Origin of the sequence: Leptospira tipperaryensis (assembly GCF_001729245.1) — a bacterium.
Classification (GTDB): Bacteria; Spirochaetota; Leptospiria; order Leptospirales; family Leptospiraceae; genus Leptospira; species Leptospira tipperaryensis.
In genome coordinates this window covers 2135664-2152500 of the sequence record NZ_CP015217.1, presented here as the reverse complement: position 1 = coordinate 2152500, position 16837 = coordinate 2135664, and the positions used below count along the sequence as shown (strand labels likewise).

Annotated in this window: 19 protein-coding genes (1 of these 19 running past the window's edge); 6 read left to right on the top strand and 13 right to left on the bottom strand. The window is 42.8% G+C overall.

The window, feature by feature from the left end:
* Positions 1-197, bottom strand: partial view of a hypothetical protein gene (locus A0128_RS10165; RefSeq protein WP_069607409.1) — the start only. 454 nt of this gene lie to the left of the window's left edge; only the first 197 of its 651 coding nucleotides appear in the window; its start codon is at positions 195-197; the stop codon falls past the left edge of the window.
* Positions 198-323: 126 nt separating this feature from the next.
* On the opposite strand from A0128_RS10165, the gene A0128_RS10160 reads away from it, so the two are divergent.
* Positions 324-1223, top strand: coding sequence for a 4-hydroxybenzoate octaprenyltransferase (locus A0128_RS10160; protein ID WP_069607408.1), 900 nt, complete (start codon positions 324-326; stop codon positions 1221-1223).
* A 150-nt stretch (positions 1224-1373) separates the two neighbouring features.
* A complete protein-coding gene (locus A0128_RS10155) occupies positions 1374-1988 on the top strand; it encodes a UbiX family flavin prenyltransferase (RefSeq protein WP_069607407.1) in 615 nt (204 codons plus the stop codon).
* Between the two features lie 5 nt (positions 1989-1993).
* Here A0128_RS10155 and A0128_RS10150 read toward each other — a convergent pair whose 3' ends face one another.
* Genes A0128_RS10150 through A0128_RS10135 form a run of 4 tightly spaced genes read right to left on the bottom strand, consistent with a single transcriptional unit; the run spans position 1994 to position 4910 of the window.
* The gene (locus A0128_RS10150; RefSeq protein ID WP_069607406.1) at positions 1994-2683 is read right to left on the bottom strand and encodes a hypothetical protein; all 690 of its coding nucleotides are present in this window, start codon (positions 2681-2683) and stop codon (positions 1994-1996) included.
* Between the two features lie 46 nt (positions 2684-2729).
* Entirely contained in the window at positions 2730-3773 is a 1044-nt protein-coding gene (locus A0128_RS10145) for an Mrp/NBP35 family ATP-binding protein (protein ID WP_069607405.1), read from the bottom strand.
* A gap of 1 nt (position 3774) precedes the next feature.
* Positions 3775-4653, bottom strand: a complete 879-nt coding sequence (locus A0128_RS10140; RefSeq protein WP_069607404.1) for a metallophosphoesterase family protein — start codon at positions 4651-4653, stop codon at positions 3775-3777.
* Positions 4650-4910 carry a lipoyl domain-containing protein gene (locus tag A0128_RS10135; RefSeq protein WP_069607403.1) on the bottom strand — a complete coding sequence of 87 codons (261 nt, stop codon included), beginning with the start codon at positions 4908-4910 and terminating at the stop codon, positions 4650-4652. The genes A0128_RS10140 and A0128_RS10135 overlap by 4 nt, the downstream gene beginning before the upstream one ends.
* Before the next feature lie 103 nt (positions 4911-5013).
* Between A0128_RS10135 and A0128_RS10130 the strand changes: the two genes are divergently transcribed.
* Positions 5014-5808, top strand: coding sequence for a hypothetical protein (locus tag A0128_RS10130; protein ID WP_069607402.1), 795 nt, complete (start codon positions 5014-5016; stop codon positions 5806-5808).
* A 179-nt stretch (positions 5809-5987) separates the two neighbouring features.
* Here A0128_RS10130 and A0128_RS10125 read toward each other — a convergent pair whose 3' ends face one another.
* The 7 genes from A0128_RS10125 to A0128_RS10095 form a co-directional block, all read right to left on the bottom strand.
* Positions 5988-7259, bottom strand: coding sequence for a PQQ-dependent sugar dehydrogenase (locus A0128_RS10125; protein WP_345788266.1), 1272 nt, complete (start codon positions 7257-7259; stop codon positions 5988-5990).
* Between the two features lie 104 nt (positions 7260-7363).
* A complete protein-coding gene (gene hslU, locus A0128_RS10120; RefSeq protein WP_069607401.1) occupies positions 7364-8803 on the bottom strand; it encodes an ATP-dependent protease ATPase subunit HslU in 1440 nt (479 codons plus the stop codon).
* A gap of 11 nt (positions 8804-8814) precedes the next feature.
* Positions 8815-9357, bottom strand: coding sequence for an ATP-dependent protease subunit HslV (gene hslV, locus A0128_RS10115; protein WP_069607400.1), 543 nt, complete (start codon positions 9355-9357; stop codon positions 8815-8817).
* The gene (gene xerC, locus A0128_RS10110) at positions 9344-10279 is read right to left on the bottom strand and encodes a tyrosine recombinase XerC (RefSeq protein ID WP_069607399.1); all 936 of its coding nucleotides are present in this window, start codon (positions 10277-10279) and stop codon (positions 9344-9346) included. The genes hslV and xerC overlap by 14 nt, the downstream gene beginning before the upstream one ends.
* A 134-nt stretch (positions 10280-10413) precedes the next feature.
* Positions 10414-10986, bottom strand: a complete 573-nt coding sequence (gene pth, locus A0128_RS10105) for an aminoacyl-tRNA hydrolase (RefSeq protein ID WP_069607398.1) — start codon at positions 10984-10986, stop codon at positions 10414-10416.
* On the bottom strand, positions 10974-12524 hold the full coding sequence (gene cimA, locus A0128_RS10100; protein WP_069607397.1) for a (R)-citramalate synthase CimA: 1551 nt from the start codon (positions 12522-12524) through the stop codon (positions 10974-10976). Before cimA ends, pth begins: the two co-directional genes overlap by 13 nt.
* Entirely contained in the window at positions 12521-12832 is a 312-nt protein-coding gene (locus tag A0128_RS10095; RefSeq protein WP_069607396.1) for a Smr/MutS family protein, read from the bottom strand. Before A0128_RS10095 ends, cimA begins: the two co-directional genes overlap by 4 nt.
* 152 nt (positions 12833-12984) lie before the next feature.
* Between A0128_RS10095 and A0128_RS10090 the strand changes: the two genes are divergently transcribed.
* On the top strand, positions 12985-14544 hold the full coding sequence (locus A0128_RS10090) for a phosphatase domain-containing protein (RefSeq protein WP_069609232.1): 1560 nt from the start codon (positions 12985-12987) through the stop codon (positions 14542-14544).
* Here A0128_RS10090 and A0128_RS10085 read toward each other — a convergent pair.
* Positions 14541-15185 (bottom strand): DedA family protein, encoded by a 645-nt coding sequence (locus A0128_RS10085; RefSeq protein ID WP_069607395.1) that lies wholly within the window; start codon positions 15183-15185, stop codon positions 14541-14543. The two genes, A0128_RS10090 and A0128_RS10085, sit on opposite strands and share 4 nt — an antisense overlap.
* An 18-nt stretch (positions 15186-15203) precedes the next feature.
* On the opposite strand from A0128_RS10085, the gene A0128_RS10080 reads away from it, so the two are divergent.
* Both A0128_RS10080 and A0128_RS10075 read left to right on the top strand, forming a co-directional pair.
* Positions 15204-15698, top strand: coding sequence for a hypothetical protein (locus A0128_RS10080; protein WP_173662771.1), 495 nt, complete (start codon positions 15204-15206; stop codon positions 15696-15698).
* A 3-nt stretch (positions 15699-15701) separates the two neighbouring features.
* Entirely contained in the window at positions 15702-16835 is a 1134-nt protein-coding gene (locus tag A0128_RS10075) for an AI-2E family transporter (protein ID WP_069607393.1), read from the top strand.
* Positions 16836-16837 lie beyond the last annotated feature (2 nt).

Sequence of the window (16837 nt, the reverse complement as noted above, 5' to 3'; positions counted from 1 at the left end):
TCGGAAGCGTGTCTGAGAATCATTTCTCCCATTCCAAAACCGCTCTGGGTCGCGAGAATCTTACGAGATCCCATGTGTTCCAAAAATGAAATCGTGTTCAACCAACGAGAATGAATCTTCGGATCTTCTATGATTTTTTTTAAAAAATTGCGAATCGACTCCGTTGAAACCGGAGTTGCGGTGAGAGTTTGAGTCATAAGCGTATCCTTGAAGGACCGGAGAAAAAATCATCGATTTTTAAACTTTCTCCCTGATTTTATGTAGGAAAAGAATTTTGGAAATTTTTTCGATTTCCAACGCAAAGGCAGAGTCCGATCCAAAATATGAATCTTAGTCTAAAATCCCTGAAGCAGTATGGAAGTCTCATCAAGTTCTCACACACGCTCTTCGCTCTTCCCTTTGCCGGAATTGCGTTCGTTCTCGCTTTTTTAAAAACGCAGGATAAGACCGTCCTGGAATGGGCTTTGCTTTCGATCCTCATTTTGATCTCTATGGTTTTGGCGAGATCAGCAGCCATGGGGTTTAACCGAATCGTGGATGCGGACATCGACTCCAAAAATCAAAGGACGATAGATCGGGAAATTCCGGCAGGAAAAATTTCCACTCGTTCGGCGATTCTTTTTGTAGTTTTGTCTTCGATCGGATTTTTTACTGTGAGTTGGTTTATCAATTCGATGGCGTTTGGTCTTTCGTTTCCGACGCTTCTCATTCTCTTGGGTTATTCTCTTGCAAAACGTTTTACTTGGCTCTGTCACTGGATTCTTGGATTTTCCATCGGTCTCGCACCGCTTGCTACCTGGGTGGCGATTCGACAAGAAATCGTTTTAGAACCTTTGCTTTGGACCTTGGGACTTGCGTTCAACTTGGCCGGTTTTGATATTCTCTACGCTCTTCAAGATCAAGAATTTGATAAAAAGGAAGGATTGTTTTCGGTTCCGGCAAAGTTCGGAAAGAAGAATTCTCTTTGGATCGCCGCGGCGAATCACATTCTTTGTATTGTTTTATTATTTTCTGCGGGAATCGTTTCCGGTTTAGGTCCGGTGTTTTTGCTCTTTCTTTTGATCACTTCCTATTATCTTTTTCAAGAACACAAAATCGCGAGGGGTGCGGGTGAGAATTTTTTTCCTCCGAAGTTTTATCAGATTCATTCTTACATTTCTCTGATTCTTTTTGGAGGATTGCTCGCGGACCGTTTTTTTTATTTGGTAGTTCTGAGCGGATAAAATCAAAGAAGAATCTGATTCTTTTTCGATTGAATCCAAAGCAAACGTAATACCGGGTTTGAAAAAATTACCGCCAAGAAAAAACGAGTGAAATTGACTTTGCTAAAAAGAAAAGATCAAGACTTGATATAGTTATTGTATGGAGATCCGATGAAACTTGTTTTAGGAATGGCCGGTGCGAGCGGTTCTATCTACGCGGAACGATTTATTCGCGCCCTTTCTACAATCGAAGGAACTACTTTTCTAATCTCGAGTCCGGCTGCCCTTCGAGTCTTTCGGGAAGAAATGAATTGTAAGGTTTCTTCAGCGAAAGAACTTCTGGAATTTATTTTTTCGAAGTATCGGATTCAAAATTCTCCCCATCAATTTTTGATCCGCAATTTTTTGGATATTGGAGCGGATATCGCTTCGGGGTCCAATCCATGGAAGGCGATGGTGGTTCTTCCTTGTTCCATGAAAACGATCGCTTCGATTAACGCGGGTTTGACGGAAAATCTAATTGAAAGAGCGGCTGACGTAACTCTGAAAGAAAGAAGAACTCTTGTTCTTGTTCCGAGGGAAGCTCCTTACAATCGAATTCATCTAAAGAATATGTTGGAACTCCACGACGCGGGCGGAACGATTCTCCCTGCGTCGCCGGGATTTTATCAGATGCCAAAAACTTTGGATGATCTGGGGGATTTTATCAGCGAAAGAATTTTCCGACTCTTGGGAATAGAATTGGATCTATACCCAAGATGGAGTCCTAAAAATCAGGAAGAATAGTTTTGTTAAGCGTAGTACTCGATGTCGTGAATCTTTTTCTTCAAGGTCGAGGCGTCTTCGTAGTTTTCCTTTGAGATCGCGTTGAACTTTTGAAGATAGAGTCCGATCAATTCTTCGCCTGTTTGTCCCGGTAAAGAAAGCGCTTTTTTGAAATTGTCCAAATCGAACTCGGGATGTTTTGTAGAAAAGTTTTCCACCAATTGATCCATCTTAATCAAAGAAGCTTCTCTTGCGATTCCGGTCGATCTTCTGATCTTTAGAGAAAGATTGGCGAGCGCGTCCAGATATTCTCTGACTCCGCTTTCCTCTTCCGGAAAATGAACCTGTCCACTTCCGACTTCGCGATTCTTACAGATTTCTACGTATTTGATTACGACACTATTGAACTGATCCATTCTTTCTTGAATGTAATCGTTCGATGCGTCTTTGGATGCGGGCATTTCGAAGTCTCGGATTTTGATGACGTCGTATTTGTCGATGTTTTCGGAAATTACTTTCTTGAGCTCGTCATAACTATCCAAAGAAACCGGAGGGAAAGTTACTACGGGAAAGTTTTCCCCGATTTTAAGAAAACTAACCACCACGTTAGACGCGATGATCTTACCTCCGGGGCTGAGAGGGTTTTCACCAAATACGTTGCAATATACGATTAAATTGCCCGTTGGGTTTTTTTCGGATCCCTTTTCAAACTTCAAGGTTCACCTCCCGTCTCATAATAAACAACAGACTCAAGTCCTTGTATTATTCCCACTTTTTTATTTCTTCATTTAAATGATCGAATATACTTTTGTAAGCTTGATAGATTGGACCGTTTTTATCTTTTAAAACAACAGGTTTTCCGTCTTCTCCTGCGTTCATAATCTCCATTGTCAAAGGGATGCCACCTAAGAAACTCGCGTCGGAAGAATCTGCCAATGTCTGGCCTCCTCCTTTGCTAAATATGGCAGAAGCATGTCCGCATTTGGGACAGATAAACTCGCTCATGTTTTCCACGATTCCTAAGATGGGAACTTTCACCTGTGCAAACATCGCCGAAGCGCGGTTAGCGTCTAGCAACGCAACAGACTGCGGGGTTGTTACAAGAACCGCTCCGTTTAGATCGATGAGTTGCGCGAGAGAAAGTTGAACGTCGCCCGTTCCAGGAGGAAGATCGATAAAAAGATAATCGAGATCATCCCAGACGATATCGTATAAGAACTGTTCGATGGCCTTTCCGAGCATCGGCCCTCTCCAGACGACGGGTTGTTTTTCGTCGATGAGAAAGGAAAATGAAATGAGTTTGATACCATCCTTTTCCAAAGGATAGATTTTATCTTCTTCGGCTTTTAAGGCGACACGACCGTTGATTCCGAACATCTTCCCGATGGAAGGTCCGTAGATGTCTGCGTCCAAAACTCCAACTTTGTATCCGAGAGAGGCCGCCATCGCCGCCAGGTTTACGGTGACCGTCGATTTTCCGACCCCGCCTTTTCCGGATCCGATCGCGATCACATTTTTAACGCCCGGTATTTTATTAGAATCATCTAATACAAGTTTCGGATCGACTTCAAACTTGATCTTAACCTTTCCCACACCTTCTAACTTCGTGAGCGATTGGCGGATTTGGGCTTCAAGGCCGATCTGAATTCTTCTATCCTGACTCGGGGTTTTGAGAAGAATGCTTGTCTCCCCTTCTTGAATATCGAGCGCCCCTACCATCCCAAGAGAAACGATGTCTTTCTTGAGTTCGGGATGTTTGATTTTGGTAAGTTCTCTTTGGATTTTTACTGCTTCTATGGTGGCCATTTTATTCCTTTTCTGAATACGAAATTAAGGGAACTTCCGTAAATTTAGACTGTTCTGAATCGTAGATATATCTTTGAATTTTAATATTTCGTTTTTCGATTTCCAATAAGTGAAATCCACAATGATGTCTCGAATCCGAAAGCCGAGTACTTGACGCCGAGTTTACGACAAAATAAGGCATTTCGTCGCCGGGAAATTTAACCCAGTTTGTATGGACGTGTCCGTGCAAAAAAGCCAACGGAGGTTGTTTTTTGAGAATCTTCGCGATCTCTTCTCGATTGCGTAAACGGTGATGAACCGTTTCCTGTCTTTCTTCCGGATTCCAAATCGGATGATGACAGACCAAGACGTATTCTTGAATTTTCATTTCTTGAAGAATCTTTTGAGTCTTTTCTATGATCGAAGGTTGAATTCTTCCGTAAGCATCCAAGATAGAAAGAGGAAGGCTCGAATCCCAACCCACAAAGTGAAGGTTTCCGATTTTTTTAATACGAATATAGTCAGCGTTATGCGAAATTGAATCACCTGAAAGTTTTGAAAAATATTTTTCGAAAAACGGATGTTCACCTACGGACTGTTTTGTGTAACGATCGTGGTTTCCCGGAATATAGAAAATTTTATCCTGAGGGAGTTCGCTTAATATTTCACCCGCGACTTGAAATTCTTTCTCGTGAGAAACGTTAGTGATATCTCCGGATACGACGATCGCGTCCGGCTTCAAGGTTTCCACGCTCTTCAATATAGAATTCCAAACGTAAGAAGGATATTTTTTCTTTCTACGAAGTGTGTAGTTCAGATAGCCTACGATCATTTTTCCTTTCAATTGGAAGAATGGAATCGGAGTTGGGAAGTGAAGATCTGATAGGTGAAGAATTTTCATTCGGATTCAAAAAGTTCCAGGATTCCTAAGACATCTCCCTTACGAACGATAGATCCTTTCTCTTTTATAATTTGCGTTAGTTTACCTTTCACCGGTGACTCCATTGGGAAGCAAGCCTTGTCGGTTACGAGTTCTAAGATTTCTTGACCGGGTGATACAGAGTCTCCAAGCTTCGAATTCCAGTGAACGAGTTCGATCTTGTCTGTATCTCCGAGGTCCGGTGTGATCAGTTCAAAAATGCCGGATTTTGGTTTCATGATTTAAAACAAACTTGCGTAAAAGACTTTGCGCATCAATGATACCTAAAAAACTCGGTGGGGATATAGGGCAAACCAGAAAACAGCGCTCAAAGGTAGCGAGATCCTGAAAAATATCGAGGATCTCAAAAAGAGAAAATTCTTTCACCTTGAGCTCAAAGGTCTGACAAAACCTACGAGAGACATTCTTTCCGAACTTGTAAACGGAATCTTAGAAGAAATCGGCGCCAACCCGTTAGCCGGCTTTCACCTCTTTAGTGGTCTAATGGAAGCGTTGTTAAACGCAATTAAGGCAAACATTCGCCATATTATTTTCAGAGACGAACTCTTAAAAAAATTGGAACAAGGAGAGACCAGTCGTCGAGACGCTGAAGAACTCCTTGAGATCATTATGGAAACGTCTTTGCTACGCGATGCGATGCATCGTTATATCGTTCCTGATAAAGTTAAAAAACAAGTGCAGACAGTTCTATCTCTGGAAGACAAGATCCGAACAAAGAAGAAGGTCTTAACGGAAAGTGAGAAAATTTTTCTTTCGGATGTTCGCGGTAAGATTGAAAAATACAATATGAATATCTCGCTCAAAATCCGAATCACAAAAGACGAATTGAGTTTTAGAATCCGAAACGATTCTCCGATTCACCATTTGGATTTTCAAAGAATTCAAGATTCGCGACTCAAACACAAAGACCTTTTTGATCAAGGAAATTCTGCGGATTTCTTTCGTCCGGAATTCTTAAATGAAAAGGAAAGCGCCGGTTTTGGAATCGCAATGATCGACGAAGGATTTTACAGTATCGGTTTGAATCCTTTGGATCTTCTTACGATCACATCCGGTGCAAGAACCACGACGGTTTATATGAAGTATCCGATTTCCGGATTGAAGATGGATTTCTGATTCTTTAATTTTTCAGTTAAAAAGCAAATCATCGGAGTTATCATAAGAATTTCGTTAGTCGGAGATTCTTAGAAAAATCGGAAGTCATAGGATTCTATGGCTTCCCGATTTTTTTATTTCCAAGCGGATTTTTTTAGTCCGCGTCTATCATGGATTTGTTGTGAACGTTTTCTGAGGAATCATTTTGGATCGAGGCGATAGATCTTCCCGCTTCCAAAATCGGTGAGATATACTTTTCCGGAAGCGTCTCTTCCGAAAGATGAAATCAAAACGGGCCATTTTCCCAACGTATAAACTTTTTTCGCGGGCTGTCCGGTTGTGTCCGGCAGATCCAAGGCCCAGATTCTTCCGGAAACAAAGTCTGCAAAAACATATTTACCGTTCAGTTGCGATATTGCTTTATTAGAATATACGTAACCTCCCGTGATCGACTGCCCTTCTTCTCTTCCGTATTCGTAGATCGGATCGGTAAGACCTTTTTCATCGCAGTTTTGTTTTGGATCGAAGCAGTGTGTCGCTTCCTTAATGTTCCAACCGTAGTTCTTTCCTTTTTCGATGATATCCACTTCTTCCCAGAGATCCTGGCCCACGTCTGCGAGAATCAATCTTCCCAGCGGATCAAAACTGTATCGCCATGGATTTCGAAATCCGTAAGCGAACGTTTCCGGCGCGCAACACGCGTCGTTTATAAACGGATTATCTTGAGGAATTTTATAACCTTTTCCGTTTTCGGTCGCATTCACGTCGATACGCAACATACTTCCGAGTAAGGTTTTCGGATTTTGTCCGTTCTTTTTCGGATCGTCCTTCCATCCTCCATCTCCCCAACCTACGTATAAGAATCCATCCTGCCCGAAAGCAAGTTGCCCCGCGTTGTGATTTGGATACGGTTGAACAACTTCCATGATAATTCTTTCGGAAGTTATTTTAGAATTCGGTAAATCCTTTGGAGAAGAAGCGGTCCATTCCGCAACTCGACTCGTATCCTTGCCGCCTACTTTCGAAACATAGTTGAGGTAGAGTTTACCATTCTTTGCAAAATCGGGATGAAACGCCAAACCAAGAAGACCTTGTTCCGCTTCGGACAATACATTCAAAGTCAATAATATTCCAGTTTCATTCTTTCGGACCTTGCCCCAACGAAGTGTGCCCTTTTGTTCCGTGACCAGAAACGTTTCCGATTCTCCGGGAGGAAATTGAAGATCCGTAGGTTGGGAGAATCCGGCCGAAACTTCTTTGAGCGAAATCAGGATCCTTTCTTTTTGTTCGTCCTTTCCTGAAAAGTTCGGTTGAATCAGGTTCGGATTTCCTTCGGCCTTATAGGAATCCGGCGCGCCTAATACTTCAACTAAGGTTTTTTGAATCCATTCGCAACCGTTGGAAAAAATCAGAACGGCTGCAAAGAGGAAATAGATAAGAATTTTTTGAATGGAGGTTGGGATGCATAACATAACGCAAAGCATCCCTTCTTTTGAGAGTTCGTCAAATAGAATCTCCGGTTTTATCTTCAAAAATGATTTCTTAAAAACGGAGAATTAAAAAATTCTAATTTTGATTAGAGGATATACTGGCTGAGATCCTTATCCTGAATCACACCCTGGAGTCGATCCAGAACATACTTTCCGTCGATTTTTACGTTTCGTTTCTCTTCGGGCATGTCCGGACCTTCGAAACTCAATTCTTCGAGGAGACGTTCTAAGATCGTATTCAATCTTCGAGCTCCTATGTTTTCGTGTTTCTCATTCATGTCGTAGGCGATTCTCGCGATCTCTTGAATCCCCTCGGTCGTAAATTCGATAAGAATAGAATCCGTTGCAAGGAGCGCTTGATACTGTCTTGTCAGAGACGAACGAGGCGCCGTAAGAATTTTTTCAAAGTCCTCTCTCGATAATTTTTCGAGTTCCACGCGGATCGGGAAACGTCCTTGTAATTCGGGAATTAGATCCGAAGGTTTGGTCATGTGAAACGCGCCTGCAGCGATAAAAAGAATATGATCCGTTTTTACGGGGCCGATCTTTGTATTGACGGTCGCACCTTCCACGATCGGAAGTAAATCTCTCTGCACACCTTCTCTGGAAACGTCAGCTCCTGTTTTTCCTTCTCTTCCCGCGATCTTGTCGATCTCGTCCAAAAAGATGATTCCCATTTCTTCAACTCTTCGAAGGGCTTCTCTTTGCACCTTGTCCGGATCGAGTAACTTCTCCGCTTCGAATTCTTCCAAAGCCTTGAGCGCCTCGGGGATTTTAAGTTTTCTTTTTTTATTTTTTTTGGGAAGCATGTCTCCCAAAACATTCTGCAGTTGATTGTCTAAATCGTCTAAATTGCCCGCACCAAAAACCTGTAACATCGGAATTTGAGAAGCGCTCGGGTTCGGCAGATCGAGTTCCACTTCTTGTTCGTCCAATTTTCCGGTTCTTAATTTTTTTCTCATAAACTCCCGCGTTTCGAGAAAATGGGTTTTTCTTTCTTCCTCGTCCGGGACGGAAGGAGCATTCGAAAAACCTAATGTTTGCGCGGGAGCGGATTTGGATTCTCCCGGAAAAGGAAGTAAAATATCGAGTAAGGCTTCTTCCGCTTTTTGTTTTGCGGTTTCATCCACTCGTGTTCTGTATTCTTGTTTTACGAGATTCATCGAAATTACGGCGAGATCTCGAATCATGGATTCCACGTCTCTTCCGACGTAACCGACTTCCGTGTATTTGGTCGCTTCCACTTTGAGAAAAGGAGCTCCGCAGAGTTTGGAAAGTCTTCTTGCGATTTCAGTTTTTCCAACTCCCGTGGGTCCTATCATGATGATATTTTTGGGATAGATTTCTTCCTGCATTTCAGGATCGAGTTTTTTACGACGGGTTCGGTTTCGTAGAGCGACAGCGACGGCTTTTTTCGCGTTTTTTTGCCCGATGATATGTTCATCGAGTTTGGTTACGATCTGCCGAGGTGTGAGTTCTTCTTCGGAAGGAAAGATGTGATCCTGGTCTTTGTGAGAATCTGTCATAGGTTTATTAATTAGAGAATTTCTTCGATTGTGATGTGGTCATTGGTATAAATACAAATATCGGCGGCGATCTTCATGGAAGATTCTACGATTTCCCTTGCGGAAAGTTGAGTATGATCGTAGAGCGCACGAGCGGCGGCTAACGCGTAATTTCCTCCGGAGCCGATCGCGATCACACCTTCATCGGGTGAAATCACGTCGCCTGTTCCCGAAATCAAAAACGATTCGTCCTTGTCTGCTACGATCAAAAGGGCTTCGAGTCTTCGAAGCATACGATCCATTCTCCATTCTCTCGCGAGTTCGACGGCGCTTCTGGAAAGACTTCCTCCGAATTCCTGCACTTTCTTTTCAAAAAGTTCAAAGAGCGTGAATGCGTCCGCGGCCGATCCGGCAAAACCGGAAAGAATTTTTCCGTCATAGAGCCTTCTCACTTTTTTTGCGGATTGTTTCATGACGGTGTTTCCCATAGAAACCTGACCGTCTCCTCCGATGGCGACTTTTCCGTTTTTACGGACACAAAGAATGGTGGTGGAACGAATTTTATTTTCTGGCATGGGGATGAGCTCTTCTATAAACCTCTTTGATTTTTTCCTTACTCACACTCAGATAAATCTGAGTCGTGGAAAGCGAAGAATGCCCGAGTAATTCCTGCACCGCTCGAATGTCCGCTCCCGCGTCTAAAAGATCGGTCGCAAACGTGTGTCTGAATTTGTGGGGAGTGATGGTCTTTTCCCATCCCATTTTTTTTCTTCTTTCATTCAAAATATAACGTACGCCTCGGGTCGTCAGTTTCTTTCCTTTTTGATTTAGAAAAATTTCCTCGGTCTCCGGAAAAAAATGAGTCCGGTATTCTAAATATTTTTCAAGGGAATGAATCGCTTCCTTTCCGAAATATACGAATCTTTCTTTTTGACCTTTCCCGAGGACCTTGAGAATGGTTAGATCTTTGGAAAGAGCTGAAAGTTTCGCGTTTACCAATTCAAATACGCGAAGTCCGGAAGAATACAAAACTTCGATCATCGCTCGATCTCGAATATCCAAAATTTCCGACGTCCGTTCCGCTTCGAAGCTCAAGATTTCTTCGGTTTCTCCGATTCGAAAGTTTTTTGGAATGTCTCTTCGAACTCTTGGAAAACTGATCTGAACCGCAGGATTGGAAGAAACGAGATCGTCCCTCAAAAGAACCTTGTAGAAGGTACGAAGCGAAGATAACTTTCTACTCTGGGATCTTCGATCCAGCCCGTTATTTTTTGCGAGATAGGCAAAGTAAGAACGAATATCCACGGGTTCGATCTGAAGAATATCGAGTTGTTCCTTTTCACAAAAATCAAAAAAGAATTTCAGATCGATGCTGTAAGCGTTGAGCGTGTTTTGAGAATAATTTTTTTCAATTCTAAGATACGTTATAAATTTTTCCGCCGCTAAGTTTTGAGAAGCGGATGAAAATTGCGGAAGTCGAAATGGATAATCGCCCAATGGAATGCTCCGTTTTAAATTGAATTCGATCCTCGTTTTCGATTCTTCCGCTGGGAAGCCCGAAGTTTCAAACGATCGAAAAGACCGGCGTCTTTCATTTTCATCTCGGGATAAAAATGGAAGCTTCGCCCGTCCTACTTAGTATCGGAGACTTTCTGAAATCCGTTTTTCCTTTCTCGGATCCAATCGGAGATTTTTTGCAAAGATGCTTTTAGGAGTTCGGGAATTTTTTCCCTTTCCTCCGGTTTAAAATTGGAAAGTACGTAGTTGGGAACCTCCGAACTTTCCGAGGGTTTTCCCACTCCGAACCGAAGCCGGAAGAACGCATTGGAACCCAGCTTTTCCACGATATCTCGAAGTCCGTTGTGACCCGCGTGCCCGCCCCCGCCTTTGAGTTTCAGTTTTCCAAACTCGAAATCGATTTCGTCGTGGATCACTAGGATGTTTTCCGGAGGAATTCCATTCTTCTTTGCGATTTCCGCGACCGCCTTTCCGGAAAGATTCATAAATTCCAGGGGTTTGAGGTAGAAAAGTGTGATTCCGTCCTCGTCGGTTCGAGCGAGGGAATATTTGGAGTTTTCTTGATAACTTCCGGAAGAAGAATTCAAAAAAGAATCCAGAATCACGAAACCGATGTTATGCCTGTGGTTGGCGTATTTTTGACCGGGATTTCCGATCCCAACGAGTAACAGTTTCAGGTTTGCCATGGTTGTAGGATCTGATTGAGCATTTTTTCCGTCGCGTGAACGGCTGCAATCGTTTGATCCGGATGAACTCCCATCGTTTTGAAAGTTAAGTCTTCTTCTAAATCCTGGGATTTATTCCAGGTGATCATCGTTTCGACTAACGCATCGGTTTTTCCTCCGGGAGGAATTCTTACTTCGTAGTCGATGAGTTTCGGAATGGTGATCCCGAGTCGATTTGTGATTTTAGTAAGCGCGTTCATAAAAGCGTCGTAACCTCCGTCGCCTTCGGAAATTTCCTTATGAACCTTTCCTTGGTATTCGAGTTCGATCTGTGCGTGAGGACGAATCCCTATCCCGGAATGTATATTACAAGATTTGATAGTGATTACTTTATCTCCGGTTCTTCCGGAAACGTCCGCTATGATAAAAGGAAGGTCTTCGGGGGTTACGAGTTTATTCTGATCTCCGAGTTCGATCACCCTTTCCAATACTTTCTGAAGAACCACGTCACTTAACACCATGCCCAACTGTTTTACGTTTTCGGAAATGCTGGCTTTCCCTGCGAGTTTTCCCAACGCATAACTTCTCTTTCTTCCAAAACGTTCGGGTAGGATCGGATTTGCGTAGAGATTTCCTTTTTTGTCCCCGTCTGCGTGAACACCGGCGGTTTGTGTAAAAACGTCTTCTCCGACGATCGGTCTATTTGCGGAGATTCTTTTACCGCTAAAAACTTCCACGAGTCGACTTGCCTCCGTAATCGCGGGTTCGTTGACCTGTGTGGTCGCTTCCGACTTATCATGAATCGCCGTGATCAAAGCTTCCAACGGAGTATTTCCCGCTCTTTCTCCGAGTCCGTTTATGGAAGCGTGCAATCCTTTTGCGCCCGCGCGAATCGCTTCCAAACTGTTTGCGACGGAAAGATCGTAGTCGTTGTGACCGTGAAATTCAAAATGAAGATTCGGATATTTTTGAACGAGCGTGTCCACACCTCGAAAGGTTTCCGCAGGAGAAAGAACGCCTAACGTGTCGGGAAGAAAAATTCTTTCGATGTTTTCCTTACTTAAATGTTCTACCAAAGACAATACATAGTCGGGACTATTTCTAAAACCGTTGGACCAATCTTCGAGATAGACGTTGATCCTAAGACCGTTCTTTCTTGCGTATTCGATGACAAAGGAAATGTCCGTGAAAAATTCTTTCGGAGTTTTGTTTAACTGTTTTTCTAAGTGATGCAGAGAACCCTTAGTCAGAAGATTCAACACTTTGGCGCCGCTGTCCCGGATCCAATCCACGGTTTTGTTTCCGTCTACGAATCCGAGGAGTTCGATTCGATCGGTGAGTTTTTCGGTCTCGGCCCATTCTATTATTTTTTGAACCGTTTCAAATTCTCCCTTAGAAACTCTGGCGGAGGCGATTTCGACTCGATCCACATTTAATTTTTGTAATAAGAATTTTGCAATATTCAGTTTTTCGGATGTAGAGAAGCTGACTCCTCTGGTCTGTTCTCCGTCTCTCAACGTTACGTCTAAAATCTCCAGTTTGTTTTTCGTTTTTGTCATTTGAGATACCTTTTGAGAGTGTCCTTATCGGGGCCTAATACTTCGACCAGAGTGGAACCCGGATTGGAAATTCCATAAAGAGAATAGTCGACTTCTTTCAGAAAATCATGGGAGCGAATCGTATCGACCGTTAATTTTTTGAGAACCCCTTCTCCGATTCCGTGAATGATTTCCACCAGAGTTTCTCCGGCCAAAAAGGCCTCTTGGATCTCCCTTTCGAGCTTCTCCTGAGCTTCCTCAAACCTCAACTTACGAATATAGATCGTTTTTGCTCCGGAATATCCGGATTTGACGGAATTTTTTTTCATACGATCCGGACTCACTTCTTACGTACCAGTGTTTTTTTGATCGGGAGTACAGAAAACAAAGAATTTCATTTTTTATGCTTTCACTCTCTGAGCGATTCGGTACAATTTTCAATCCATCCCATCTATCAAAATCAGAGGCGGACGCAAGAACAGTGAGCGAAGAACCAGATTCCAAGACAGAAGCAGCAAAGTTAGTGGATAAAAAAAGGATCGCGATCTGCGGGGGAACCCTGGGGCGTGAGAATCGATATTACATTCGGGGTCAGGTTGTGGACGCGGGAATCACGGAAGAGATGCGGGAGGATTCTCGCTGGGATCTTTTGACCGGTTTGTTTGCGGGACAGGACAAAGAAATCACTCCCTTTTTGGATTACGGTTTGGAGCCGGTTCGAAAACCGATCTTGGTCGCTGAGATTTGGGACGAATCGGAAACCCTAGTACATCAATCCCCCGAAATCAAGGGCGACGACGGCGGATTTTTCTTTCACGAATTTACAAAACCTCTACCACCCGGAAAGTATTCCTTTCGAATTCTTTTTAAAAGATTGGATTCCTACAGACAGTTTACGAAGGACATCGCCTATCTCAATCAAAAGGGTAAAAGCGAGATCTCCGGAAGTTCCCTCATTGGAAAGGGTAAGTTAAGAATTCTTCCCGAAAATTTTTCCGGATACGTTACTACCTCCGATATCGATCAAACCTATCTCGCGACGGACATCCATTCCAACAAAGGAAAACTTTCCACGTTATTCGAAACACCACAGCAAAAATTGCCTCTTCCGGGAATGCCCTCGCTCTATCGTGAAATTCGCCTCGCGACCGAAGATTCTCCGCTCTGTTTTATCTCGGCGAGTCCTCATTTTTTTAGAAGAACGCTCTTGTCCACGATCCGAAGTCATTCTGTCGAAACGGAATCCTTACATCTTAAGTATTTGGAAGGAACGATCAAAGGAATCGTCGAAAAGTTTTGGGATTCTGTCACACATCCTACAAAATTTATCACCGACGGGATTTTAGGATCTATGGAAAGAATTCGGAAGTTCGCAGGAGCTTCGTTTCAGAGTTTGTTTGATCAGATGAGTTATAAGCTCACGATCCTTCTTCGAGATCGTTTGTATCTTCCGACTCACTCGAAAGAAATTTTGATCGGAGACAATACGGAAAGTGATTATCTGATTTTTCTTTTGTATCAGTACATTCTTTCCGGAAAAATGTCCGGAAAAGAATTGGAAGACTATCTGTATCGTTTGAACTTTTTAGGAAGAGACGCGATCACAAGAGACGCCGCGAAGACGATCGCTGAGCTCGGAGAGGAAAATCGTAAGATTCACGGAAATCTAAATTCCGTAGCGCTCGTTTTGATTAATAAAACACAACATGGACCCGATGAAGAAGAAATGCACTGGAACGTTCAAAGCGCGCTTCCGGCCGGATTCGATCCGTTCAAAGAAAAAGAAATTCATTCCTACATTCTTACCGAAGGCGCGCCGGGCTTTGCAGTCGTACTTCAAGACAATGGAATATTAGATACTTCTGCTGTATTTCGAGTGGTCGCCGAAATGGCCGGAGAATGGATGGAAGGTAAAGTCATCGATCCTTCTGCTCTTATGGAATGGATTCAGAATCTTACGCTTCCGGGAGACTATCAGGAAGAAAAGGATCTGATCATCAACGGACTCAAGATCGCACTGGATCGGGAAGAAATCACCTAAGAATTTTGGGTTGCGGTTTTTTTCCGTCTTCGATACCAGAAAAACAAAATCGCAAGAAGGGTCATCAAACCGACGATGATCCTATTATAGATTTCTAAAAAACCCAAGACGGCTTCCCAGTGAGAACCGAGATAAAAACCGGAAAAAATTAAAATTCCACACCAAAGAAAAACGGCGATCGTAAAACATCCGAAAAAGAGAATCGGGTTCATCTTCACCATTCCCGCGACGATGGAAACGAAAAATCGAATTCCCGCCGAAAACCGGCTAAACAAAATGACGGCGATCGAGTTTCTATGAAACCAAGCCAAAGTTTTTTCGATGGATTCTTCATCATAGAGAGAATCTTTGAACGGAAATTCTTTCTTTTTCACCCAGTGTAAAAAGACGTTCCCAAACCGATACATTACCCAGGCTCCGAGTAGGTTTCCGACTAAGGTGCTCGAAACAAGCGCGAACCAACCAAAGGATTCTAAATTTCTCGCAACCAAAAATCCTCCGAAAACAGTAATCGTATCTCCCGGCCAAGGTGGAAAAACGTTTTCTGTAAAATTAGAGAACGCGAAAAAGAGCCAGAGTAAGACGGGATCGGTTTCCGAAAATCGGGTGAGAATTTGAATCAGTGTTTCCTGAAAAGTCATGAAGGATGAATAAAAGAATTGTCAGTGATGGCGGATAAGGTTCAAGTAAAAAAAGTGAACCCTATTCGTTTCCATTTTTTAGTCCTTTTCCTTTTGGGCGTTTTGATAGCGCCGATCCCCGTTTTTTCCTCCGATTCAAAGACGGAACTGTATCGTTATAACAAATTGACTCTTCAATACAATCCGATTCGAAATCCGAGATCGCTTCCCGTTGAGTTTGTTCCGGAAGGATCGGATCTGATCTATTCTACGGAGTTAAAGTCGGAACGAGGATATTTTGATACGAAAGAATCGTTTCTTTTATTCACTCACGCATTTAAGAAAAAACAGATGGAAGTCTATTATTCTTCCATTTTCAAATCTCTCTACTGGAAGGTTTTGCAGGAAGAGATTACCGATCAAAAGACAGTGATCATGGCCGAAAGTCAGAATAAAAAAGTGGTAACGATTCAGATCGAAACCGTGGATGCCGGAAGTAGAATCAAACTCTTCTATAAAAAATCAGGCGGTTAAAAAATGATCGAACCTGTAGTTCCATTCAACCCAGAACCGGGAAAATACACTTTTTTGATCTTTTTCTCCATCCTTTTTCTTTTTGCGATCGGAGTCTTTTTTCTAGTCTTTCGTCCGTATTTGTATTCTTCTCTGATGGCTTTGATTCTTTATCTCGCGACGAGAAGACAATACAAACTGCTCAAAGGATATCTTGGAGATAAGTTTCAGTGGTTGGTCCCTTGGATCATGACAACTCTGGTTGCAATGCTCGTGCTGATTCCTTCCTACTTTGTCATACGTACTCTGATTCAGGAAGCTCTTTCCATTCTATTCAAGCTTAGAATTTCTCTTAGTGAAGATAAGATGATAGAAACCCTGATGAACTTCGCGATGCTCACGGATTTTATCACGGACAACGAATTCTTCTGGGTAAAAGTTCCGGAAATCTACGGGGAATTCGCCGAGAGCTACGTGGACATTCTGAACCTCGACAGTATCTACGGAATTCTAAGCAACGCTTCTTCTTTTATCTTAGGAAACATAGAGTTGCCGACTGGAATTCTTATGAATCTTTTCTTCGCACTTTTGGTTTTATTCTTTCTCTATCAGGATGGAAAGAAGGTGGAACGATTCATTTTGGATAACCTTCCCTTTTCCAGACAACTCGAAGAACAGGTCGGAAGGAAGGTGACTTCCGCCGTACAAACCGTGATTCGTGGGAACCTGATCATTTCGATTTTACAAGGAACTGCGGTTTATGTTCTTCTTTTGATCGCCGGAATTTCGAGTCCTTTCCTGTATGCGAGTTTGGCCGCGTTTTTTTCGATCATCCCGGTTGTAGGAACTTCGGTCGTCTGGCTTCCGATCGGACTTTATATTTTGTTTTTAGAAAACAATCCGATGATGGCGATTTTTTTTATGGGAAGCGGTCTTTTCTTTTATCTCGCACTTGAGAATTTTGTAAAACCGAGAATGCTCGATAAAAAACTGCAGGTGCACCCGCTTCTTATCTTTCTTTCCTTGATCGGAGGAATCAAAGAATTCGGAATTATGGGTCTGGTGGTCGGCCCCGTCGCCGTCACGTTAGTCGTCATTCTTTGGGATTTTTGGAGATTGTATCGAAGAGAATTGATTTTGAACAAGGGGCATCGGTGAAC